This is a genomic window from Nonomuraea harbinensis, assembly GCF_019396385.1.
GTDB classification, from domain to species: Bacteria; Actinomycetota; Actinomycetes; order Streptosporangiales; family Streptosporangiaceae; genus Nonomuraea; species Nonomuraea ferruginea.
Map to the genome: position 1 here is coordinate 128,945 of NZ_JAHKRN010000019.1, position 22,274 is coordinate 151,218.

Annotated in this window: 22 protein-coding genes; 18 read left to right on the forward strand and 4 right to left on the reverse strand. The window is 72.4% G+C overall.

Features of this window, described 5'->3' with window-relative positions; all coding sequences use genetic code 11:
* Window positions 1-11: 11 nt before the first annotated feature.
* From KME79_RS21055 to KME79_RS21065, 3 genes are all read left to right on the forward strand, one after another.
* Entirely contained in the window at window positions 12-176 is a 165-nt protein-coding gene (locus tag KME79_RS21055; RefSeq protein ID WP_219545884.1) for a hypothetical protein, read from the forward strand.
* Window positions 177-233: 57 nt separating this feature from the next.
* Entirely contained in the window at window positions 234-500 is a 267-nt protein-coding gene (locus KME79_RS21060; RefSeq protein ID WP_219545885.1) for a hypothetical protein, read from the forward strand.
* A 388-nt stretch (window positions 501-888) separates the two neighbouring features.
* Entirely contained in the window at window positions 889-2,277 is a 1,389-nt protein-coding gene (locus KME79_RS21065) for an MFS transporter (protein ID WP_219545886.1), read from the forward strand.
* 42 nt (window positions 2,278-2,319) lie between these two features.
* On the opposite strand, the gene KME79_RS21070 is transcribed toward KME79_RS21065, so the two are convergent.
* Window positions 2,320-2,796, reverse strand: a complete 477-nt coding sequence (locus tag KME79_RS21070; RefSeq protein ID WP_219545887.1) for a PNPOx family protein — start codon at window positions 2,794-2,796, stop codon at window positions 2,320-2,322.
* 77 nt (window positions 2,797-2,873) lie between these two features.
* Here KME79_RS21070 and KME79_RS21075 point away from each other — a divergent pair, with 77 nt between their 5' ends.
* The 12 genes from KME79_RS21075 (at window position 2,874) to KME79_RS21130 (ending at window position 17,768) form a co-directional block, all read left to right on the forward strand.
* Entirely contained in the window at window positions 2,874-3,536 is a 663-nt protein-coding gene (locus KME79_RS21075) for a TetR/AcrR family transcriptional regulator (RefSeq protein WP_219545888.1), read from the forward strand.
* 32 nt (window positions 3,537-3,568) lie between these two features.
* Window positions 3,569-4,177, forward strand: a complete 609-nt coding sequence (locus tag KME79_RS47045) for a TetR/AcrR family transcriptional regulator (protein WP_219545889.1) — start codon at window positions 3,569-3,571, stop codon at window positions 4,175-4,177.
* Window positions 4,178-4,237: 60 nt separating this feature from the next.
* A complete protein-coding gene (locus KME79_RS21085; protein WP_219545890.1) occupies window positions 4,238-5,029 on the forward strand; it encodes a VOC family protein in 792 nt (263 codons plus the stop codon).
* Window positions 5,030-5,060: 31 nt separating this feature from the next.
* The gene (locus tag KME79_RS21090; RefSeq protein ID WP_219545891.1) at window positions 5,061-6,116 is read left to right on the forward strand and encodes a LacI family DNA-binding transcriptional regulator; all 1,056 of its coding nucleotides are present in this window, start codon (window positions 5,061-5,063) and stop codon (window positions 6,114-6,116) included.
* Between the two features lie 93 nt (window positions 6,117-6,209).
* The gene (locus tag KME79_RS21095; RefSeq protein ID WP_219545892.1) at window positions 6,210-8,303 is read left to right on the forward strand and encodes an alpha-galactosidase; all 2,094 of its coding nucleotides are present in this window, start codon (window positions 6,210-6,212) and stop codon (window positions 8,301-8,303) included.
* Window positions 8,304-8,362: 59 nt separating this feature from the next.
* Complete coding sequence (locus tag KME79_RS21100; RefSeq protein ID WP_219545893.1) at window positions 8,363-9,682, forward strand: ABC transporter substrate-binding protein; 1,320 nt, start codon at window positions 8,363-8,365, stop codon at window positions 9,680-9,682.
* 59 nt (window positions 9,683-9,741) lie between these two features.
* The gene (locus KME79_RS21105) at window positions 9,742-10,689 is read left to right on the forward strand and encodes a carbohydrate ABC transporter permease (protein ID WP_219545894.1); all 948 of its coding nucleotides are present in this window, start codon (window positions 9,742-9,744) and stop codon (window positions 10,687-10,689) included.
* Window positions 10,686-11,558: a carbohydrate ABC transporter permease gene (locus tag KME79_RS47050; protein WP_219545895.1), complete on the forward strand. Its 873-nt coding sequence runs from the start codon at window positions 10,686-10,688 to the stop codon at window positions 11,556-11,558. Before KME79_RS21105 ends, KME79_RS47050 begins: the two co-directional genes overlap by 4 nt.
* 31 nt (window positions 11,559-11,589) lie before the next feature.
* Window positions 11,590-14,193: a CBM35 domain-containing protein gene (locus KME79_RS21115; protein ID WP_219545896.1), complete on the forward strand. Its 2,604-nt coding sequence runs from the start codon at window positions 11,590-11,592 to the stop codon at window positions 14,191-14,193.
* A gap of 148 nt (window positions 14,194-14,341) precedes the next feature.
* Window positions 14,342-15,799: a glycoside hydrolase family 43 protein gene (locus tag KME79_RS21120; protein ID WP_219545897.1), complete on the forward strand. Its 1,458-nt coding sequence runs from the start codon at window positions 14,342-14,344 to the stop codon at window positions 15,797-15,799.
* 146 nt (window positions 15,800-15,945) lie between these two features.
* Window positions 15,946-16,419 (forward strand): hypothetical protein, encoded by a 474-nt coding sequence (locus KME79_RS21125; protein ID WP_219545898.1) that lies wholly within the window; start codon window positions 15,946-15,948, stop codon window positions 16,417-16,419.
* A gap of 17 nt (window positions 16,420-16,436) precedes the next feature.
* Window positions 16,437-17,768: a TIGR04053 family radical SAM/SPASM domain-containing protein gene (locus tag KME79_RS21130; RefSeq protein WP_246640165.1), complete on the forward strand. Its 1,332-nt coding sequence runs from the start codon at window positions 16,437-16,439 to the stop codon at window positions 17,766-17,768.
* Between the two features lie 152 nt (window positions 17,769-17,920).
* Here the strand turns inward: KME79_RS21130 and KME79_RS21135 are convergent, their stop codons facing one another.
* Window positions 17,921-18,250, reverse strand: coding sequence for a helix-turn-helix domain-containing protein (locus KME79_RS21135; protein ID WP_219545899.1), 330 nt, complete (start codon window positions 18,248-18,250; stop codon window positions 17,921-17,923).
* A gap of 226 nt (window positions 18,251-18,476) precedes the next feature.
* Between KME79_RS21135 and KME79_RS21140 the strand changes: the two genes are divergently transcribed.
* Window positions 18,477-18,773 carry a hypothetical protein gene (locus tag KME79_RS21140; RefSeq protein WP_148031783.1) on the forward strand — a complete coding sequence of 99 codons (297 nt, stop codon included), beginning with the start codon at window positions 18,477-18,479 and terminating at the stop codon, window positions 18,771-18,773.
* Window positions 18,773-19,873 carry a bifunctional WXG100 family type VII secretion target/C40 family peptidase gene (locus tag KME79_RS21145; protein ID WP_219545900.1) on the forward strand — a complete coding sequence of 367 codons (1,101 nt, stop codon included), beginning with the start codon at window positions 18,773-18,775 and terminating at the stop codon, window positions 19,871-19,873. The genes KME79_RS21140 and KME79_RS21145 overlap by 1 nt, the downstream gene beginning before the upstream one ends.
* A gap of 34 nt (window positions 19,874-19,907) precedes the next feature.
* Here KME79_RS21145 and KME79_RS21150 read toward each other — a convergent pair whose 3' ends face one another.
* Complete coding sequence (locus KME79_RS21150) at window positions 19,908-20,318, reverse strand: VOC family protein (RefSeq protein WP_219545901.1); 411 nt, start codon at window positions 20,316-20,318, stop codon at window positions 19,908-19,910.
* Between the two features lie 10 nt (window positions 20,319-20,328).
* Entirely contained in the window at window positions 20,329-20,769 is a 441-nt protein-coding gene (locus KME79_RS21155) for a helix-turn-helix transcriptional regulator (protein WP_148031781.1), read from the reverse strand.
* Window positions 20,770-20,931: 162 nt separating this feature from the next.
* Between KME79_RS21155 and KME79_RS21160 the strand changes: the two genes are divergently transcribed.
* The gene (locus KME79_RS21160) at window positions 20,932-21,924 is read left to right on the forward strand and encodes an Acg family FMN-binding oxidoreductase (protein ID WP_219545902.1); all 993 of its coding nucleotides are present in this window, start codon (window positions 20,932-20,934) and stop codon (window positions 21,922-21,924) included.
* Window positions 21,925-22,274 lie beyond the last annotated feature (350 nt).

Sequence of the window (22,274 nt, forward strand, 5' to 3'; positions counted from 1 at the left end):
GCGGAGAACTGGTGCACGCCGCGTCATCCTCCGGGCCGCTCCCCGCGGCCGGCCGGACCGTCAGGCGCCCCGCCCGTCCCTGGACCGGCGCCGTCCACGCGCTGCTCCGCCACCTGGCCGAGGCCGGGTTCACCGGCTGCCCGGGGCGCGGAACCCGCGTGGCCGGGTGGCCGTGACCGTCGTGCCCTGGTCACCGACATCGGCTCGTGATGTGGACCTGGGATCTTTCCCGCATGAGTACGGTCGCGCGACGCGTGGCGAGCTGGCTGGGGCTGGCCGGCCACCTGGGCACGCTGGTGCCCTTCTACGTCTCCAGCGGTCTCATGGCCCCCCTCTGGGCGATCATCGTGCTGTTCGCGGTGTGGCTGGCCCTGCTGGTGGCCGCGGTCCAGGCGGTACGGGCCCGCTCCCCGTGGGGATTGCTGGTGCCGGTGGTCTCGCTGGCCTTCTGGTGGACCGCCATGTCCGCGGGCGGGACGTTCCTGGGCTGGACCCCCTGAGTACGCGGACGATGATCGTCCGAAACTAGGCGGGGCTCCGGCCACGGCACTCTTGACACTCCGCGGGGTGGGACTTAGCGTCTCTTTGCAGACGCATTTCGTCCAAATTAAATCCCCAGCGTACCGCCACGAAACCAGCTCCATAGCTCATCGTTCCAGCTACCGGAAGACGCCTGCGGGCGGGGTGCCGGCACCCTCGTCACGCATGCCTTTGGCACGGTCCACAAGACCTTCCGCCACGCCTGGAAACCGCCACGAGCCGGGCGCGTCTTCCGCCTCGCCTCCCGGCTGACGCCCGGGAGCCCCCCAACCCCCCGCCACACATCCCGCCCGCATGCCTTCCTGCCCTTCGGCGTGCGGCCGGCGACGTCACCGCAAGGAGCCCCGCATGGTCAGTGAGCGTGTTCCACCGCAGAGCGAACCAGGCAACCCCGACACCGCCACGGTGGCGGATCAGCCTAAGCACCGGCCGGTCGTGGCGTGGGTCATCACGCTCATGCTGCTCGGCTGCACCCTGATCAGCTATCTCGACAGGGCCATCCTGGGGCTGGTCGCGCAGCCCGCGATGGCGGACCTCGGCCTGACGGCCGCCGAGTTCGGAGCAATCAGCGGCGCGGCGAGCCTGCTCAGCCCGATCGCGGCACTGCTGTTCGCCTTCGTGGCCGACCGGCTGCCGCTCAAGAACACCCTCTTCACCCTCGTGCTCGTGTGGTCGCTGCTCCAGCTGCCCATCTTCTTCGCCGCCTCGGCCGGGCTGCTGCTGGTGACCAGGCTCATCCTCGGCGCGGCCGACGCCCCCGCGAACTCGCTGATGCACTCGATCGCCTACTCCTGGTGGCCCAACGAGCGGCGCGGCCTGCCGGCGGCCATCCTGACCACCGGGGCGTCCTTCGGCAAACTGATCTTCGCCCCGGTCATCGTCGTCATCATCGCCGCGTTCAGCTGGGAAGCCGGCTTCCTGACCGTGGCGATCATGGGCTTCGTCTGGTGCATCGCCTGGGCGTTCGTCGGCAAGGTCGGCCCGTACGCCGACGACGTGACGCCCGCCAAGGCGGAGGCCGTCGCGGAGGGCCCCGCCGACCCCACGGTGGGCAGGCGCGCGCCGCTGCTGTCCATCCTGCTGACCGGCACCTTCATCGGCTACCTCGCCGTCTTCACCGCGGCCGGGATCCTCGTGGTCATCGTGCTCACCTGGCTCCCGTCGTACTTCCAGGAAGGGCTGGGCTTCTCCGCCGTCATGGCCGGGTCGCTGTTCGGGGTGCCGAGCATCATGTCGGTGGTGTTCCTGTTCCTGTACGGGCCGCTGGGTGACAAGGCGCTCAGCAGGGGCGTGCCGGCCCGGGTGGTCCGCGTGCTCATCGGCGGCGCGCTGGTGGCGGCCGGCGGCCTGTCGCTGCTGGCCCTGCCCCTCGTCTCCGGCGTCGCCGGGCCCATGGCGCTGCTCATGCTCGGCTACGGACTGGTCACCAGCATCTACGCCGTCGCCAACCCGACCCTCGCCCAGATCGTGCCGGCCGCGCAGCGCACCAGTGTCCTGACGATCGGTCTCGCCCTGAGCGGCCTGCTCTCGGTGGTCGGGCCGTGGCTGGCGGGCGTGGTGCTCGACGCCGCCAAGGCCTCGGGGGCCGGGGCCGACGGATATCTCGACGTGTTCATGATGGCGGGCGGCATCGCCATCGCCGGCGGCGCGCTCTTCGCGCTGCTGGCCAACCCCGAGCGGGACGCTCTGAAGGTGGAGGCGGCCCGCGCCGCGCTCGCCGCGCGCAACGCCGCGTGACAGCCGGAGGTCCGGCAGCCCGAGCGGGCTGCCGGGCTTCCGCTATGCCGGCGTGACGCGGAAGACCGGGTACCGCGCGGCGATCCGCTCGAACTCCTCCAGCGGCGCCTCCTGATCCACGGGGATGTGGGTGCGGCCTCCGGGCGAGACGGCCAGGTAGCGGCGCAGGACGGGCGCGCGCGACCCGGGCTCCACCTCCTCCAGGCGCACGGCCTCGGTGCGGCCGTGGCGCAGGACCGCCCGGCCCCCGGCCGCGCGGACGTTGCGCACCCAGTTGGTGTCCGGGCCGAGCATCGCCACCAGGTAGCGCTCACCCCCGAGGTCCGCGACGACCAGCGGGAAGGAGACGTCACGGCCGGTGCGCCGGCCTTTCACCCGGAGGGTCACCATCCGGCCGGTCCCCAGGATCCCCGCCGCGAACACGGTGGCCCAGATCCGGTTGATCGCCCGGGCCAGGCGGTTGGGGCGCCCGCCCCGATAGAGCCAGCGGTCGAGGCGATGCAGTCGTGTGGCCTTCATGACACTCTCCTGTCCAGTGTTCCTGTCCACTGTTCATGAACACCGTACATGAACAGTGGACAGGATAAGGTTGCCGGGTGACTCCGGAGAAGCTGACCCGTCAGGCCGTCGTCGAGCGGGCGATGAAGATCGCCGCCACCGACGGGCTCCAGGCGGTCACCATCCGCCGCCTCGCCGCCGACCTCGGCGTCACCCCGACGGCTCTCTACTGGCATGTCAAGAACAAGGACGAGCTGCTCTCCGCGCTCGCCGACCACCTGCTCGCGGCGCTCGTCGCGGACGTGGACCCGAGCCGGCCCTGGCAGCAGCGGCTGCGCGCGCTTGTCACCGCGCTGGTCGAGCAGACCCGCGCGCACCCCTATCTCGCCGCCCTGCTGCCGGTGATCGACAAGGGCACGGCCGAGGCCTACCACCGCGCCACCGACACCGTGATCGGGTTGCTCACCGAGGCCGGGTTCACCCTCCCGCAGGCCGACCAGGTGGCCACCTACCTGCTCATGGGCGCCACGGCCATGGTGTCCTGCCAGCCCGGCGGCGCCGGCGGCGACGAGGAGGAGGCCGCGGAGCTCAGCCGGCGGCAGCGCCTCGACCTCGAACGCCTGCCTCCCCGCCGCTACCCTCACCTGGCCGCCTTCGCGGCGACCCTCACCGGCCCTCCCGACCTCGACGCCTACTACTCCTTCGGCGTCGACCTGCTGCTGTCCGCGGTGGAGGCCATGGCGCCGGCCGCCGATCGCTGAGCGATGATCACTGAATCTGGCACACTGGGAGTGTGAGCGCACGAGGCCGTCCACCGGACCCCGACCTCGAGACCCGCGTGCACGCCGCGGCCCTCGAACTCTACGGGGAGGTCGGCTGGGCGGGGTTCAGCTTCGACGTGCTGGCCCGCCGGGCCCATGTGGGCAAGGCGACGCTCTACGGCAGGTGGGGGAGCAAGGAGAAGCTGATCGTCGACGCCCTGGCCACGGGGCTTCCGCGCCATCCGGAGGAGAAGGTCTCCGGTTCGCTGCGGAACGACCTGATCCGGATGGCGGGCGAGATCCTCGACAGCTACCTCGAACCCCAGGGGCTGGTCTACCTGAGGGCCCAGATCGAGGCCAGGGTCTATCCCGAGCTGTTCGGGCAGGCGCTGGAGACGTTCCAGCGCGAGCGCATCAGGATCGGCCGCGTCATCGTGATCGGCGCCATCGAGCGCGGCGAGCTGCCGCCGGGCACGTCGCCCGCGCTCGTGCTGGACGCGGTCGCCGGCGTCCTGACCAACCGTTTCCTCTCGACGCCGATCAGCCAGACGGCCTCCCTGGCCGCGCGCAAGGACGCGTACGCCGAGGAGACCGTGGACTTCGTGCTCTCCGCCGTCCACTACCGCGCTCCCGGATCTTGACACCGCCCGGCACCCGCTTTAGCGTCTAATAGACGGTTTTCGTCCGAAATTAGGGGTCTCATGACGGCTTACTCGCTGGATCATGTCGCTCTGGCCGTGCGGAGCTGGACCCAGGGCGGTCCGGTCCTGGCCGGCCGTTTCGGGGGCCGCTGGCGCCACGGTTTCGAGCAGGCCGGGGCCTTCAACCCCGCGCAGATCGAGTACGCCAACGGCATGCGGGTGGAGTTGCTGCAGCCCGGCTCCGACCCGGCGTCGTTCGTCCGCCGTTTCCTCGACGGCACCGGCGCGCGGGCCCGCCCGCACCACATCACCTTCAAGGTGCGCGACATCCGGGCCAGCCTCGGCGCGGCGGGCGCGGCCGGGTTCGAGCCGATCCTCGTCAACCTGGACTTCGAGGGATGGCAGGAGGCGTTCCTGCACCCCAAGGACACCGGTCTCGGTTTCCTCGTCCAGATGGCCCAGGCCGAGGAGATGCCGGAGGAGCTGGCCGGCGACATGCCCGGCCTGAGCCTGACGCCCCCGTGGCCCGAACCCGAGGTCGCCTGGGCGGCCCTGCCCGCGGTCGCCGGGCAGGTGTCGCGGTGGGACCCGGTGCGCCGGGTGCTCCGCGACGTCCTCGGTGGCGCCGAGACCCCGCTGGAGCCCGGGATCTCCCGCTTCACCTGGCCGAGCGGGGCCGACCTGGTGCTCGCCACCGGGGAGGAGCCCGGTCTGCGGGCCCTCGCCTTCCGCGGCGACGGCGCGGTCTCCTGGGAGCTCGCCGACGTCCTGCGCGCCGCCGAGCAAGAGCAGATCGTGCCGGAGCTCGGCATCAGGGTCGCCGACCTGGCCGCGCAGCGGGTGGCCGGCTGAGCGCGATCGGGCCCGGAATTACGATGTGACCGTGACTCCGACACCCCGACGCGCGTCCCGCTCCCGAGAGATCGCCGTGCCCAGCATCCGCGACGTCGCCGCCGCCGCCGGAGTGTCCTACCAGACCGTCTCCCGGGTGCTGAACGAGTCGCCGCGGGTGCGGCCGGAGACCCGCGCCGCCGTGCTGACGGCCATCGAGCAGCTCGGGTTCCGGCCCAGCCGGGCCGCCCGCGCGCTCAGCCTGGGCCGCGCCCCCGGCATCACCGTGGTGACGTCCAACACCGTCCTGTACGGCTATGCCGCCACGCTGCAGGGCATCGAGGAGGCCGCCCGCGCGGAGGGCATGGCCGTGGGCGTCAGGGTGGTGGAGTCGGCCGAGCCCGCCGAGGTGAAGCAGGCGGCCGACTACGTCGGCGACCCCAGCGCGGGCGGCGTGGTGGTGATCGCGTTCGACCCGATCGGCGTCGCGGTGCTGGAGGCGCTGCCGGACCACGTCCCCGCCGTCGCCGCCGCCGAGCCCGCCGCGCCCGAGCGGGGACGGGTCGCGATCGCGCTGGACGAGCGCCGCGCCGCGGCCGATGCCACCCGGCACCTCCTGGCGCTGGGCCACCGCACCGTCCACCACGTCGCCATCCCGTCGGAGGGCGGCTCGGGCGGCCGGCTGGCGGGCTGGCGCGACGCGCTGGGTCAGGCCGGGGCCGACATCCCCGAGGTGCTCGGCTGCGGATGGGACATCGCCTCCGCCTACGCCGCCGGGCGGCGGCTGGCGGCGGACCCGGACGTGACGGCCATCCTGTGCGGCAACGACGACATCGCCCAGGGCGTGCGCCGGGCGCTGTACGACGCGGGCAAGGACGTGCCCGGCGACGTGAGCATCGTCGGCTTCGACGACATCCCCGGCTCCGCCTACTCGACCCCCGCGCTGACCACGGTCCGCATGGACTTCGTAGGACTGGGACGGGCCTGCTTCCGCGCGGCCGTCGCGGAGCTGGGCCGTCAGGAGCAGCCCCGGCCGGCCCTCGTGCCGCCGAGCCTGGTGGTGCGCGAGTCCACCGCGCCGCCGCCCGGTCCCCGGACCGCCACGTAACGATCCCGTAAACAGGTCTTCCCTTCGCGGCGTGTGACCGATCACACTCGCAAATGTGACCGGTCACATCGTCCAGTGAAGAGCGAGGTCCTGATGACTGCCGACGTTGCCGAACACCTGCGCTGGGGCCATGCCGGCCTCGCCGCCGTGGTGGAGATCCATCCGGATCGCCCGGTGGTGCTGCGTGAGCTGTCGGCGGGGCCGCCCGCCCTGGCCGCGCGGGTGTCGCAACCTCTGGTCGAGGTGCTGGTCCCGGGCGAGGGCCGGGCCAGGGCCTCGCAGCGGCTGTCGGAGACGGCGGTGGGCTGCCGGCTGCGCTACGCGGGCGCGGCGCAGTCGGCGGAGGGCGGCCGGCACGAGCTGCGGCTGCGGATGCGCGACGAGGCGTCCGGTCTCGCCGCCGAGGTGACGCTCCGCTCCCGGGAGGGGGTGCCGGCCGTGCAGGCGTCGGTACGGGTGACCAACCTGGGCCGGGAGCCGGTGCTGCTGCTGGCCGTCACGTCCTTCGCCGCGGGTTTCCTGGGCCGGCCGGTGGCCGACCTCGACGTGCTGTACGCGAGCAGCGAATGGCTGGGGGAGAGCCGGTGGACCAGGGAACCGCTCGGCGCGCGCATCGCCGATCTCGGCCTGGCGGGGCACGGCCAGCACGGCCGGGGCGCGTTCGCGCTGACCAGCACCGGCACCTGGTCCAGCGGCCGGCACGTGCCCATGGGCGGGCTGACCGATCGAGGCACCGGACAGACCTGGCTGTGGCAGATCGAGCACAACGGCCCCTGGCGCTGGGAGATCGGCGACCGGCTGGACGGCGCGTACGTGGCGCTGTCCGGGCCGGCCGACGCCGACCACCAGTGGAGCGAGTTGCTCGCGCCCGGCGAGTCGTTCACCACCGTGCCGGTCTCGGTCGCCGTCTCGGCCGACGGCGTGGAGGGCGCGGTGGCGGCCATGACCGCGCACCGCCGCGCCCTGGTGCGCCCCCATCCCGACCGGATCGCGCTGCCCGTGGTGTTCAACGACTACATGAACACGGTGATGGGCGACCCGACGACGGACAAGCTGCTGCCCCTCGTCGACGCCGCCGCCTCCGCCGGGGCCGAGGTGTTCTGCGTGGACGCCGGCTGGTACGACGACGGGGGCGACTGGTGGGACAGCGTGGGGGAGTGGGAGCCCTCCCGGACGCGGTTCCCCCGGGGCCTGGAGGAGGTGCTGGGTCGCATCACCGGCCACGGCATGACCCCGGGGCTGTGGCTGGAGCCGGAGGTCATCGGCGTGCGCAGCCCGATGGCCGGCAAGCTGCCCGCCGAGGCGTTCCTGCAGCGCGGCGGCGCCCGCGTCGCCGAGCACGGCCGCTACCACCTGGACCTGCGCCACCCGGCCGCCGTCGCGCACCTGGACCAGGTGGTGGACCGGCTGGTGGAGGAGCTGGGCGTCGGCTACTTCAAGCTGGACTACAACATCAACCCGGGTGCGGGCACCGACGTCGGCGCCACCAGCGCCGGCGCCGGGCTGCTCGCCCACAACCGGGCCCACCTGGCCTGGCTGGAAAGCGTGCTGGACCGCCATCCGCGCCTCGTGCTGGAGAACTGCGGCTCAGGCGCGATGCGCATGGACTACGCGATGCTGGCCCGCCTCAACCTGCAGTCCACCAGTGACCAGCAGGACTTCCTGCGCTACCCGCCGATCGCGGTCGCCGCGCCGCTGTCGGTGCTGCCCGAGCAGGCCGCCAACTGGGCCTACCCCCAGCCCTGGATGGCGGACGAGGAGATCGTCTTCACCCTGTGCACCGGCATCCTGGGCCGCCTCTACCTGTCGGGCAACCTGCACCGGATGACCCCGGGCCAGCTCGCCCTCGTCCGGGAGGGCCTCCGGCTCCACCAGAGCCTCAGGGCCGACCTGCCGCGCGCCACGCCGTGCTGGCCGCTGGGCCTGCCGGGCTGGGACGACCCCTGGCTCGCCCTCGGCCTGCGCGCCGGCGACGCCACACACCTGGGCGTCTGGCGCAGACCCGGCGCCACGGGCGCCACGGCGCTCCCGCTGCCTCACCTGACCGGGCGAGATCTGCACGTGGAGATCGCCTACCCCGCCGCGGCGGACGGCTGGACGCACGCGTGGAACGCGCGCGCCGGCGAGCTGACCGTCACCGCCGGCGCCGCTCCCTCCGCCCGCATCCTGCACCTCCGTCCCCGCTGACCCCCCGAACGGGACGTTCGGCACTATCGTTGCCGAACGCGGATAAAGGAAGACAAACCGTGAAGCTCGTACAGCGCCTCGCCACCGCCGCGGCCCTCGTCCTGGCCGTCACGGCCTGCAGCGATCCCGCCGCCGGCCCCGCCGCGCCCGCCGAAGGCGCCTCACCGGCGGCCTGGCCCTCGCCCGCCGCCCGCCTGGACGGGACCACGCTCACCATCTGGGCCGCCCAGAACAGCAACACCGCGCCCAAGGCCGTCATCGACGCCTTCACCCAGGCCACCGGCGCCAAGGTCGAGGTCGTCACGATCCCCGACCCCTACGAGCAGGGCGTGCAGACCAAGGTGGCCACCGGCGACAAGCCGGACCTGGCCTTCTGGCAGCCCACCGCGTCCATGCTCACCGCGCTCAACGCCCGCGCCAACCTCCAGCCGCTCGACGGCGCCCCCTGGCTCTCCACACTGTCGCCCGAGCTGCGCGACATCACAGGCCTGCTGGACGAGACCCGGTACGCCGCGCTCATCACCAGCCCCGCCGTCGAGGGCGTCTACTACAACAAGGAGGTCTTCGCCGCCAACGGCATCACCGGGACGCCGAAGAACTTCGACGAGATGGTCGAGGTGGCCCGCACGCTCAAGGGCAAGGGCGTCACGCCGTTCTTCGAGATGGCCGGCGACAAGTGGGCCACCCAGTGGTGGGTGCAGGTCCAGCTCGCCGACGCCGCCAAGGACGGCCTCTGGGACCGGGTCAACACCGGCAAGGAGACCTTCGAGGACCAGACCATCCTGGACGCGATCAAGAAGTACCGGGCGCTGATCGACGAAGGGCTCTTCAACGCCGACATCAAGACGGCGACGTTCGAGGACCAGGGTGAGGCGCTGCTGTCCGGCGAGGCCGCGATGGTGATGCAGGTGAACTCGTTCTTCGGCCAGCTGCAGGCCAAGGCCGGCACCGCGGAGCTGGACAAGAAGATCGGCTTCTTCCCGATCTCGCCGTCGGGCAACGTCGGCACCTTCATCCCCGACCAGTCCAACGCCCTGGTCGCCTTCCGCACCGGTGACGCCGCGCGCGAGGCCGCCGCCCGCCAGCTGCTCGCGTACTGGATGGGCCCCGGCTACGCCGGGTTCGCGGCCGACCGCAAGACCGTCTCGCTGCGTACGGACGTGCCCAGCCCGGACGGCGTGCCGCAGGCGCTGCTGGACGTGCACGCCTCGCTCGGCCGGTCGGCCGGCTCCATGCAGGCACTCGCGGTGGCCAACCCCGACCTGTACCTCAACCTGGCGGACATGGTCGTCGGCAGCCTGACCCCCGAGGAGGTGGCCGCCGCCACCCAGAAGCAGTTCGCCCAGCTCGCCAAGGCGGCCGGGGCCACCGGCTTCTGACCCACGCCCGTCCCGGCGGGAGGCCTCGGACTCCCGCCGCTCTCACCAAGGAGCCGCTCGTGCCGACCGGTCAGGAGACGCTCACCCGCCCGCCCGCAGCACGCGGCGCGCCCGGCAGACGGCAGGGGCCCGCCGGGGCCGGGCGCGGCCGCACGCACCCGATGTGGTTCCTCGCGCCGGCGTTCGCCCTGCTGTTCGTGTTCTTCTTCCTGCCCACGCTGTTCAACTTCGTCTACGCCTTCACCGACTGGTCCAGCTTCAAGAGCGACATCCGTCCCGCCGGCTTCGACAACTTCGGCTTCCTGCTGTCGGACGGCACCCTGGTCGCCTCGCTGCGCGTCACGGTGGTCTACGCCGCGCTGGTGGCGCTGTTCCAGAACCTGTTCGGCTTCGGCCTGGCCGTCCTGCTGGAGAAGGACACCTGGCTCAACCGGACCGCCCGGCTGATCTTCCTCATCCCCGTGCTGATGTCCGCGCTGGCCGTCGGGTACGTCTTCCAGGCCCTGCTCAAGCCGGACGGCAGCCTCAACGACCTGCTCTCGGCTGTGACCGGGCAGCCCGTGACCGTCGCCTGGCTGGGCAGCACCACCTGGACGCTCGTCCTGGCCGCCGCCATCCACGCCTGGAAGTGGATGGGCCTGTCGATGCTCATCTACCTGGCCGGGCTCAAGACCATCCCGGAGGACGTCACCGAGGCCGCCCGCATCGACGGCGCCTCGCCCTGGCAGGCCTTCTGGTCGGTCCGCTTCCCCTTGCTGGCCCCGGCCGTCACCTTCAACGTCGCCACCGCGCTGCTCGGCTCCATGAACGGCTTCGACATCGTCCAGGCGCTCACCGGCGGCGGGCCCGCGCGCAGCACCGAGATCCTCAACATCTTCATCTACCGCACCTTCGGCCAGGGCCTGTTCGCCCAGGCCACCGCCATGAGCCTGGTGCTCTTCCTGATGGTGGCCCTGCTGGCCTTCCCGGTCATCCGCGTCCTGCGCAAGAGGGAGGACATCACGTGACAGTTCCGGCCTTCGGCGCCGTCCGCCGCCGCGTCCCGCCGTCCCGTTCCCGGGGGCTCGCCGCGCGGCTGCGCCCCATCGCCGTCGTCGCGCTCGTCGTGCCCGTCATGGGCGTGCCGCTGTGGCTGATCGTCGTGACCGCCGGCAAGTCCCAGGGCGAGGCCCTGTCGCCGGACCTCTCCCCGCCCGCGCGCTGGCGGCTGGGGGAGAACCTCGCCCAGGTCTGGCAGCAGGGCGAGGTGCCGGCGGCCTTCCTCGGCAGCCTGCTCGTCGTCGTCCCGTCCGTCGCGCTGGTGCTCACGCTCGGCTCGATGGCGTCGTGGATCCTGGCCCGCCGCACCGGCCGGCTCAACGCGGTGCTGTACGCGCTCGCCATCAGCGGCATCGTGCTGCCGCCCGCCGTCGTCACCATCGTGCTCCTGCTGCGCCAGCTCGGCCTGGCCGGCAGCGCCGCCGGCATGATCGGCGTCTACGCCGGCATCTACCTGTCGACCGTCATCTTCTTCGTGACCGGCTTCATCAGGACCGTGCCGCTGTCGCTGGAGGAGGCGGCCCGGATGGACGGCGCGGGACCCGTACGCGTGTTCGTCTCGGTCATCCTGCCCCTGCTGCGCCCGGTCCTGGCCACGGCGACCATCCTCATCTGCCTGTACGTGTGGAACGACGTCTTCTACGCCTTCTTCGTCGTCGGCGGCCGCCTCGACACGCTGCCGCTCAACCTGTTCCAGGTCGCCAACGCCGGCCTGTATCTCAACAACTGGCACCTGATCTTCGCCTACATCATCCTGATGAGCCTCCCGCTGCTGGCCGTCTTCGCCGTCGCGCAGCGCAGGATCATCTCCGGGATCACCGGCGGCGCCGTCAAGTAAGCGCATCACCCCCCTTCAGGAGAGGACAGCCATGCACCTCCATCCGTTGCTCCGGCATGCCTGCACGGCGGCCGCCATCGTGACGTTCGCCGCCCTGACCGCCGCCCCGGCGGGCGCGTCGGCCGCCCCCGACGTGGTCACGGTGGACTTCGCGCAGCGCACCGGGCCCGTCCACGGCGGGGCGACCGGCATGCTCTACGGCCTGGCGGACCCGGGCGTGCCGGGGGATGCGCTGCTCGCGGGCGCCCGGCCGCGCACCGTCGCCCAGAAGGCGCCGGACGGCGACCAGCACCCCAACGGCGACGCGCTCGTCGTGGCCGACTCCTTCTTCGCCGCCGGCGGTGAGGAGGTCGTCATCTACATGCAGGACGTCTACAGCCAGTGGCCGTACGAGAACCGCGGCATCGACGACTACCTCGCCAAGGTCGACGCGATGGTCCGCAAGGTCGTCCGGGAGCGGCCGCGCGACAAGGACAAGTTCGTCTGGGTGCCGTTCAACGAGCCCGACCTGATCTGGTACCAGAACTGGAACACCCTGAAGCAGAAGTTCTTCAGCGACTGGAAGGCCGTGTTCGAGCGCATCCGGTCGATCGACCCCACCGCCCGGATCGTCGGCCCCAACGAGGCGGGCTACAACCCCGGCCGCCTCCGCGACTTCCTCACCTGGGCCAAGGGCGCCACCTGCGCGGGGGACCCCGAGGGGAACTGCCTGCCGGACATCATGGCCTGGCACGAACTGCAGCGCGACCGGCTCGCCGACTACCGCGCCCACCACGCGCACTACCGGCAGCTGGAACGCGAGCTCGGCTTCGGCCCGCTGCCCGTCAACATCGACGAGTACGGCAACCGGCGTGACATGTCCGTCCCCGGCCAGATGATCCAGTGGATCTCCCTGTTCGAGGACACCAAGGTCGACGCCGACGTGGCCTACTGGACCTACGCCGGCAACCTCGACGACCACGCCGTCCGCACCAGGCAGGCCAACGGCGGCTGGTGGCTGCTCAAGTGGTACGCGGACCTGACCGGGGAGACGGTGAGGGCGACCCCGCCGCGGCTGAACGCGGCCGACACGGTCCAGGCCGTGGCCGCCGTCGACGCCTCGGCGCGGCGCGGCACCATCCTCGTCGGCGGCGGCTCCGAGCCGGTCCGGCTCGACGTCTCCGGGCTCGGCCGGGACCTCTTCGGCACCCAGGTCGACGTCGTCGTGTCCAGGACGACCTGGACCGGGTACGAGGGCGACGCTCTCAAGCCGCCCGTGATCGCGGCCAGGCGCGCGGCCGTGCCGTCGGGCAGCCTCCAGGTGGACCTGCCCGGCGGCGACGTCATGGCCGCCTACCGGGTCACGATCGTCCCCTCCAGCGGCGCCGCCCCGAGTCCGGACGCGCCGTGGACGGCGTCGGCCGAGGCGGAGTCGGCCACCCTCACCGCGGCCCGGGCCTTCGACCAGGACACCACGGCGGACCCGCAGAAGTACGCGACCTCCGGCAAGCGGGACGTCGGCGCCATGAACCAGACCGGCTCCGCCGTGACGTTCCCCGTCACCGTCCCCCGCGACGGCCGCTACCGGCTCGGCGTCTACCAGGGCGCGAACAAGGCCCCGGGCAGGCACGCCCTGTTCGTGGACGGCGCCTTCCGCCAGATCGTGCAGTACTCCGCGAACCTCGGCTGGACCTACCGGGGCCGCACCGACGTGGAGATCCAGCTGACCGCCGGCACCCACCAACTGTCCCTGCGCACCAGCGCCGACGGCACGACCAGACTGCCCGGCAGCGACATCACTCTCGACAGGTTCGACCTCACCGAGATCACCGGGGAAGAGCGGGCGGCGTACCCCGCCGACGAGGCGCGGCTGTCCGGCGGCGCCCGGATCACCCGCGAGGGCCAGGGTCCCGCCGTCGCCCTCGGCGGCGACGCGCGCGCCAGGTTCTTCGTCGCCGCCGGCCAGGACGGCTACTACGACCTGGTGCTCTCCTACCGGGCGCGCGGCGCCGGCGACCTCCGGGTCAGGCTCGACGGGCGCGAGATCTCCGGCCTGCGGGCGACGCGCCCCGGTGAGGCCGCCTCCCGGGCGCGGGTGTACCTGCCGGCCGGCGTCTCCACGGTCGACGTGGGCGGCCCGGCGGGTCTGGAGCTGCGCGGGGTCGCGACCGCCCGGGCCGCCGGGGCCGACACCGCCGTCCACCGCGTCGAGGCCGAGCGGGCCGCGCTCGCGGGCACGGCGAACGTGACCACCGTCCCCGCGTCGAGCGGCTCGAACGCCTCCGAGGGCGCGTACGTCGGCTACCTCGGCAACGGCGCGGGCAACACGCTCACGCTGGAGCGCCCGGCCGGCTTCGGCCCCGGCGCGTACGTCCTGCTGGTCCACTACGCCAACGCCGACACCAACACCGGCCACCCCTACAACACCGACGTCATCAACCGGTTCCTCGACATCACCGAGACCGGCGGCACGACGACCCGGGGCGTGTTCCGGCACAACTACGCCTGGGACAACTTCTGGCCGCAGGCGACGCCCCTCACCCTCACCACCGAGCGGGGCGCGATCGTCCTGGGCAACGCGGACGCGTACGGCCCCAACGTCGATCGGGTGGAGCTCGCGCGCCTCGTCCTCGACGTCGACAACCAGGCACGCTGACCGCCGCCGGCCCGCCGCACCCCAGGTGCGGCGGGTCGTCTCGGGTATTGACCGCCTCGGTACGGACGATCACACTGGCGGGAATGCCGGGGGAGTGGTCCGTTCCGAAATGTTAGCGATAACATCCCGTCTGGTGAAGGAGACGCGCATGTCGAGAGCCCTTTCCCGGTTGGGCGCGGTGCTCGCCGCCGCCTGCCTGCTGTTCGCGTCGTTGTCCGTGGCCGACCAGAAGGAGGCCGCCGCGCTGGAACCTTTCACCGGATATCTGATGGCGCACTTCACCGGGGAGTCGGCCAACGGGGAGCAGATCTACCTCGCCCACAGCGACGACGGGCTGCACTGGACCGACCTGAACAACGGCGCGCTCGTCCTGCGCTCCACGGTCGGCACGCGCGGGGTCCGCGACCCCGCCCTGGTCAGGTCGCCCGCCGGTGACCGCTACTGGATCGTCGCCACCGACCTGCGCATCGCCGCCGGCACGTCCTGGAGCGACGCCGCGAACCGGGGGAGCACCTCGCTCGTCGTGTGGGAGTCGGCCGACCTGGTGAACTGGTCGGCCCCACGGCTGATCAACGTCGCCGGCGCCATCCCCGGCGCGGGCAACGCCTGGGCGCCCGAGGCCATCTACAACCCGGCCACCGGCGACTACGTCATCTACTGGGCGACCAACTCGCCGCGCGACGGCGTGACCAAGCACCGCATCTGGTACGTACGCACGAGCGACTTCCGCAGCTTCACCGCGCCGCAGCCGTTCATCGAGCGCGGCGGCGCCCAGGGGATCATCGACACGCAGATCGTCGAGGTGCCCGGCGCCGTGGGCGGGTACCGCTACTACCGGGCGTCGGCCGACGGGCACATCTCGATCGAGGCCGCCAACTCCATCCTCGGCTCCTGGACCAGCCTCGGGAACCTGTCACACCTCGGCATCTCCAACGGCACCGGCGGCGGCAACGTCGTGGAAGGCCCGATGTGGATGAAGTTCCACGACCGCGACGAATGGGCGCTCTGGCTGGACCAGTTCGCCACCGGCCGCGGCTACATGCCCATCACCTCGACCAACCTGGGCAGCACGCGGAACTTCCGCACGCGCTCCGACTACGGCATGGGCGCCGGCCGCAAACGGCACGGCTCCGTGCTCAGCCTGACCGCCGCCGAGGAGAGCCGGGTGCTCGGCCGCTGGGGCGCGACCCTGCCGGTCAACCGCATCCAGTCGTACAACTTCCAGGACCGGTACGTCCGGCACGCGGACTTCGACGTGCGCCTCGACGCGAACGTCAGCCCGGCCCAGGACGCGCAGTTCCGGCTGGTGCCGGGCCTGGCGAACAGCTCCGGGTACGTGTCCTTCGCGTCGGTGAACTTCCCCGGCTACTACCTGCGGCACTACGGGTACGACCTGGTGCTGGCGCCCGACGACGGCACCGCCGTCTTCGCCGCGGACGCCACCTTCCGCCAGGTCCCTGGGCTCGCCGCCTCGTCGTGGACGTCGTTCCAGTCGTACAACTATCCCGACCGGTACCTCCGGCATTCGAACTACCTGCTCAGGATCGACCCGATCACCGACGCGCAGGGCCGCGGCGACGCCACCTTCCGCGTCGTGGGCGGCTGACGGCCATCGGGCAGGCGTTCGGAAAGATGGTCCATCGGACGCCGCCGCGGGACTTTCGTCCCTGCCGTGCACGGGCCCGCGCCGGAAGCCTGGGCGGTGTCCGGCCGACGCCGGACCCACCAGCGTGACGACGTCAGGAGCGATACGTGAGCATGCTGCAAACAGCGGTGACCCTGCTGGGCGCGGTGGGCGCGGCGATGGTGCTGTCGGGACCCGTCATGGCCGTCCAGGGGGTCAGAGGGCGCGCGGAGATCCGCCGGGAACTGCGCGGCCAGGGCATCAGCTTCCCGCGCACGGGACCGCCCGCCGTGCTCGCCGGACGGGCGGTCGTCACCGGCCCCCAGGCCCGCGCGTTCGCCGACGTGATCGGCGACAACGTGCTGGCGGCCACCGGCGGCCGGACCTACGCGCAGGTGAGCGCCGAGCTGATGGCCGCGCCCGGCGGTGACGACGAGCTCGCGGCGCTGCGCCAGACGGCCTTCACCGGGCAGATGCTGCGCGCCTCACTGCTCAACGCCTACCAGGCATGGCAGGTCACCACCCTGGTCATCGGCCTGGGCGCGCTGCTGACCGCCACCGGCGCCGCCCTGCTCACCGCGAGCATCGCCCTGGCACCCTGAACCCTGGAGCAACCTCCTTGACCACCGACCCCACCTCCACCACCACCGACCTCACCGCGGCCACAGAGCCCGCCGCGGCCACAGAGCCCGCCGTGTCTGCGGACCCCGCCGTGACCACGGACCCGGCCGCGGCCAGAGGCCCCGCCCTGACGGCGCGGCCGTTGCGGCGTGCGCGTCGTGACGTCGGCGCCGGGCCGTTCATCGTCATCTGGGAGGCCACCCGCGCCTGCCCGCTGGCCTGCCTGCACTGCCGCGCCGAAGCCCGGCCCGACCGCCATCCTGGCGAGCTGAGCACGCACGAGGCGCGGGAGCTGATGCGCCAGGTCGCGGCCTTCGGCCGTCCCGCGCCGCTGTTCGTGATCACCGGAGGCGACCCCTTCGAGCGTCCCGACCTGTTCGACCTCGTACGGTACGGCCGCGAGCTCGGCCTGGCCCCCTCCGTCTCGCCCTCGGCCACGCCCGCGCTGACCTCCGCCAACCTCAGCAGGCTGCACGAGGCCGGCGCGGCCGCGATCTCGCTCAGCGTGGACGCGGCCACGGCCGCCCGCCACGACGAGTTCCGCGGCTACGACGGCGTGTTCTCCCGCACCCTGGCCGCCTGGCGGGCGGCGCGCCAAGCCGGGCTCAAGGTGCAGATCAACACCACGGTGACCCGCCGCAACCTGTCCCAGCTGCCGGACATCGCCCGGCTGGTACGCGACCACGGCGCCATGCTGTGGAGCGTCTTCTTCCTCGTGCCCACCGGCCGGGGCAGGGCTCTCGCGGCGCTGAGCCCGCAGGAGGCCGAGGACGTGCTGCACTTCGTCCACGACCTCGGCATCGTCGTCCCGGTCAAGACCACCGAGGCACACCACTTCCGGCGCGTCGCCGTACAGCGGCTCATCCTGGCGGAACGCGGCGCCGACCATGCCGCCGAGCTCGGGCTCGGCCCGCTCTACCGGGATCTGCGGCGGCGCGCCCGGCGCGCCGGGCTGATCAGGGAGCGCCGGGCCCGCCGCCCGCCGATCGACGTCAACGCCGGTCGCGGCCTGGTGTTCGTCTCCCACACCGGGAGCGTCCACCCGTCCGGTTTCCTCCCCGTGGCCTGCGGCGACGTGCGCGAGCGGCCGCTGACCGAGATCTACCGGAACGCTCCGCTGTTCCGCGCGCTGCGCGATCCCGGGCGGCTCTCCGGACGCTGCGGCGCCTGCGAGTTCCGGGCCGTCTGCGGCGGTTCACGCTCTCGCGCGTACGCCTGCACGGGCGACGTGTTCGCCGAGGAGCCCTGGTGCGGCTACCAGCCGGGCAGCTTCCCGTACCAGCGGGAGCTCACGCCCTACCTCCCGCAGGAAGAGGCCCGAGAGAGGTAGGGCCCTCACAGGAGGCGGCCTCGGCAGAGCCGAGCGCCCACCCGTCCCCGGCGCTCCGCAGCCGGGCGGCACGCGTCGTGGACCGGCCGTGGTGGCTCAGGGCGACCCCGGTCCGAGCTGGTTGGTACGCGTCGTGGACCGGCCGTGGCCGCTCAAGGCGACCACGGTCCCTCGGCGAGGCGCTCGACCGTCCAGGCGAGCCCGTGTCTGGCGGTCTCGCTGTCCGGCGTGCGCGTGTGCGGCCCGCACAGCTCCGCGGCGCGTTCCTCGATTCGGACGATGTTGTCCTCGTAGACCGTCGCCGCGAGCTCCTCCCTGGAGCCGAAGGTGCGGTAGAGGGTCGTGCGGCTGACGTCGGCCGCCCGCGCGATCTCCGCCAGCGCCACCTCGTGCCCGTGCTCCGCGAAGACGCGCCGGGCGGCCGCGAGCAGTCGCCCGCGGTTCCGCACGGCGTCGCGTCGCCTGAGCCCGGAACCCCTCATGCTCACCTTTCCTTCGATTAACAGAAACGTACACTGATGTACGGATACGTTTCGGCGTCGCCGACATCGCCGCCGAAGGTCTGGAGCGTCAACGGCGGAGGCGGGTTCCGCGACCGAGCGGTTCCGGCCGTGCGGATCTTCCAGGACAGATGCGCTTGTTGTTGATGTTGAGGCAATATGGTCTGCGGCAAGGACATCATGGCGAAAAGTGCGGGGGGAGCAGTCGGTGGCGGACCTCGGCCTCCACTTCCAGGCGCTTGAAGAGTGCGCGTCGGCCGCGCGTAAGGCGGCCAGCCGGCTCTCCGAACTGGGCGACGACTATCCGGTCACGGGCACGAGTTCGTCGATCTTCGGCAAGCTGACCGACTCCTCCGGCCTGGCGACCCTCGTCGACGACGTCGAGAACACGGTCGACACCGAGCTCGGCCACGCCGGCAGGAAGCTCAGAGGCGTGGAGCGCGCCCTGGACAAGGTGGAGCAGAACGTCCGCACCGCCAACAACGCCAGCGGCGCGGCGGCCTGATGGACCTGGCCACCCAGATCTCGCAACTGCCCGGCTCGCGCAGCGGGGAGCTCGCCGAGATCCTGCGCAGCGTCAGCGGCAACCCCGAGGACATCCGCGCCATCGCCACCAGGTGGCGGTCCGCCGCGGGCACGGTGAGCGAGCAGACCGGGCGCGTCACGACCGCGGTGAACGACGTCGACACCGCCTGGGAGGGCGCGTCGGCCGACGCCTTCGACGGGTACATGGGCAAGTACGACAAGGCGGGGACCGCGCTCCACGACGTGCTGGAGGACAGCGCCGCCTCCCTCGACACGGCGGCCGGGGCGCTGGAGACGGCCGAGTCGGAGATCACCTCGATCTGCAACCGCCTGGTCGAGTACGCCGACAGCCACAGCGACGACCGCGACGCCGTCGCCACCGAGGTCGGCAACGCGATCGACGCCGCCACGCCGCACAAGACGGAGGCCAACACCGCCGTCACCACCGCCATGACCAAGATCCAGGGCTATCTGGACGACCACGAGTCGACCTTCGCCGCCATCAAGGCGCCCGGCGACCAGACGTTCGTGCCGGCGCCGGGCCACACCGTCGTGTGGGAGCCGTCGACGCTGCCGGACGACTTCATGAGGACGACGTACCAGAGCGGGGGCGACGGCACACCGCCCGGCGGGACCACTCCGTACTCCGCGACCGGTCCGGGCACCGGGACCACCTCGTACGCGGGCGGCTCCGGCGCGCCGCCGCAACCGCTGTCGTTCGCGCCGGGCACCGCCACCGGCGACCGCATCGTCGAGGCCGCCCGCATGCACCTCGGCAAGCCGTACGTGTGGGGGGCCAACGGGCCGAGCGCCTTCGACTGCAGCGGGCTCGTCTACTACACACTCAACCAGGCGGGCGTGAAGATCGGCGACACGACCGCCGCCGGATACCAGGCGAGCGGCAAGCCGGTCAGCACCCCGCAACCCGGCGACATGGTCTTCTTCGGCCACCCGGCCGGCCACGTGGGCGTCTACATCGGCAACGGCCAGATGATCCACGCGCCCCGGCCGGGGTCCGAGGTCATGGTGGCGAGCGTCGCCGCCGACGGGCGGCCCGTCAGCTACCGCCGCTTCACCTGACCCTCTCGGGCCGGCCACCGCTCCGGGGGCGCGGTCAGGCCTTCGGTTCCTGCGAGATCCGCAGCATGTTGCCCGAGGGGTCGCGGAACGCGCAGTCGCGCGGGCCCCAGGGCTGGTCGATGGGCTCCTGGAGCACCTCGGCGCCGGTCGCCCGGACCCTTTCGAAGGTCGTGTCGAGATCGTCGGTGCGGAAGATGATCATCGGCAGGGCGCCCTTGACGAGCAGCTCCTGGAGGGCGTCGCCGTCCTCCTGGGACCGGCCGGCGTGCGGCGTGGAGATCACGATCTCCACGCCCGGCTGGTCGGGGCTGCCGAGGGTGACCCAGCGGAACTCGCCGGACGGGACGTCGTTGCGCACCTCGAGGCCGAGCCCGTCGCGGTAGAAGGCGAGCGACTCGTCGACGTCGTTGACACTGATGTGGCAGTACTGCAAGGCGATGGTCATGCCGGCAACGCTAGGCGGCGGATTCGCGGCGCGCTTCTCGGATCGTGCTCGAAGCGTTTCTGGCCGGGCGGGTGCGGATCTTCGCCACGCACGGCGGCATCGCCGACACGGCGTGGTGCTCCCTGGCGCGGTAGGCGCTCGGCGTCTCACCCAGCAGCTCGGTGAACCGCGAGCTGAACGAGCCGAGCGAGGTACAGCCGACCGCCATGCACGCGTCGGTCACGCTGGCGCCCGCGCGCAGCAGCGCCATCGCCCGCTCGATGCGGCGGGTCATGAGGTAGCTGTAAGGCGTCTCGCCGTAGGCGGCCCGGAACTGCCGGGAGAAGTGGGCCGGAGACATGAGCGCGTGACGGGCCATCGTCGGCACGTCGAGCGGACGCGCGTACTCCCGGTCGATCAGATCCCGCGCCCGCCGCAGGTGGGTGAGGTTGTCGAGATCCTGCGGGGTCATGACGCCAGCGTATAACGACCCCGTAGCCCGCGAGCCCGTGGGGCCAGGCCGCGAACGGGCCATCGGCGGCGATCCCCGGGCCTTTGGTCCCTGACGAGACCACGGCCGGGCGCGGGATCGTAGGCCCATGTCACCTGTCATCCCCGCACCGGAGACGTCCCGATGACCGCGCCCCCGTTCGCGACACCCGGCGGCGTGAGCCGGATGGTGAACGCCGCCGCCGCGGCACCGTCGGTGCACAACACCCAGCCATGGCGCTTCCGCTGCGCCGACGAAGAGACCATGGAGCTGTGGGCCGACCTCGGTCGGCTGCTCCGGGTCACCGACCCGCTGGGCCGCGGGCTCGGCGTCAGCTGCGGGGCCGCGCTGTGCAACCTCCGGCTGGCGGTCCGGATGACCGGGCACGACGCCCACGTCGTGACGCTGCCCGACCCCGCCCACCGCCCCGACCTGCTGGCCCGCGTGCGCGCCGTCCCCGCGGGGCCGCCCGGCCAGGACGAGCGCCTGCTGTACGAGATGATTCCGCACCGGCGCACCAACCGCTTCCCCTTCGACGGCCGCCGGCTGCCCACCGCGGTCCTGGTGGAGCTGGTCCACGCCGCGCACGCGGAGGGCGCCACGCTGGTCCTGCTGAAGGGCCGGACGGCCCGGCGCGTGCTCGGCATGATCGGCGCGGCCGAGGCCACGCTCGCCGCCGAGGAGTCCTACCGCGCCGAGCTCGCCCGCTGGACGGCTCCCGGCCGCCGCGACGGCGTGCCCCGGTACGCCGTCGGCCCCCGCCCGCGCGACGGCGAGCTGCCCATGCGGGACTTCCGCCTGGGGGAGGGGCGGCACGCGGAGGGCGCGCCGAGCGCCGCCTTCGAGGCCGATCCGCAGCTTGCGGCCCTGTTCACCAGGGGTGACGGGCCGCTCGACTGGCTGCGCGCCGGACAGGCGCTCCAGCGGGTGCTGCTCACCGCGACCGCACGCGGCGTGGCGGCGTCGCTGTTCAGCCAGCCGCTCGACCTGCGGCCCGCCCAGCACTCCGGCGACCGCGCCGGGCCGCTGGGCCACGTGCAGATGCTGATCAGGCTCGGGTACGGGCCGCCGGTCCTGAGAGTGCCGCGCCGCCCGGCGTTCGAGGTGCTCGACCCGGTGGAGGCCGCGCGCAGGTGAGCCAGGAGGCCGCCCGCGAGCCGGTGGGACGGAGCGCGATCGCCGGAGTTGACGAGCCGCCTCGTGCTGTGACATTCTGAGGGCGGCACCGAGGTTGACGCTTTTAGTACGCGTGGACATTCGTTTCCCGAGTGCGTTATGATGCTCCCTCGCGCTGCCACGCCGCCCCGGATTTCCGCCGGGGCTTTCGGTGTGCGCGCAGCTCGACTCCATCCGTGTTCTCCGGAAGGACATCTGTTGGCAGCCTCGCGCAACGCCTCCGCCGTACCCGCTGGTCCCCGTCGCGTCTCTTTCTCGCGTATCCAGGAGCCGCTCGAAGTTCCTGACCTTCTCGCTCTGCAGACCGAGTC